We start from the raw sequence: 885 nt of genomic DNA, 5'->3' as shown, positions 1-885 counted from the left end.
GTTTCTTCTTTATCGAACTTATCTGGCGGGAACGGCTTTTTTCCATGATCCTCTCGGTCCTGATTAATCTCTTCTTGGAGGCGTTCCTGATACGCGCGTGTTTCTTTGCGAACCATTTTCTTTTCAAATTTACGCTTATTCGCGCTAGCTTTTACATGAGTGGAATCCACAAAAACGTGCTCCGCACTAATGAGCTTTTTCTCGGCAGCTATTTTTAAGATACGATAGAAGATCTGTTCAAACAGGTCGGTATCTTTAAAGCGACGCTCGTAGTTCTTACCGAAGGTAGAGAAATGCGGCACTTTATCATGGAATCCATAACCGAGAAACCAGCGGTAGGCCATATTCGTTTCCACTTCCTCGATCGTCTTGCGCATGGATCGAATGCCAAAGGCATATTGGATAAATGTTAGTTTAATTAAAATAATTGGATCAATGCTTGGGCGGCCCACTTCCGCATACAATCCTTCCACCAAGTCATAAATAAAAGAGAAATCCATCGCTGCCTCCATTTTACGGACCAGGTGATTCTCTGGTACAAGCTGGTCTAGAGCGATCATTTCTATTTGATTCCGTTGGATTGGATTGTTTTTCGAAAGCATCTTTCTCACCTCAAGTGTTTGATCTATTTATTTTAAAACAGGTATGGTTGTACGGCTACTCTAACTTTGTAACCCCTGTTGATTGAAATGGATGGCGCAAAGACTCCTGCGGGATCAGCGGGACAGGTGAGACCCCGCAGGCGCTTTCGCGGCGAGGAGGCTCACCGCCCGCCCCGCGGAAAGCGAAGCGCCTGGAATGGAAATCAACAGCCCCCATTCACAAGCAAAATAAAAAGGACTGTAGACAAACTCTAGAATTTCATTGAGTTTGTCTACAGTCTGA

1 protein-coding gene is annotated in these 885 nt (G+C 44.7%); it reads right to left on the bottom strand.

What is annotated here, in order from left to right; all coding sequences use genetic code 11:
- A partial coding sequence (locus tag ACH0BF_RS25075) for a transposase (protein WP_406910525.1) occupies positions 1–602 on the bottom strand: 602 nt, incomplete at its 3' end.
- Positions 603–885: the final 283 nt, after the last annotated feature.

Source organism: Pseudobacillus sp. 179-B 2D1 NHS (assembly GCF_045370945.1).
Lineage (GTDB): Bacteria > Bacillota > Bacilli > Bacillales > Domibacillaceae > Pseudobacillus.
This window is presented reverse-complemented; position numbering and strand designations above follow the sequence as displayed.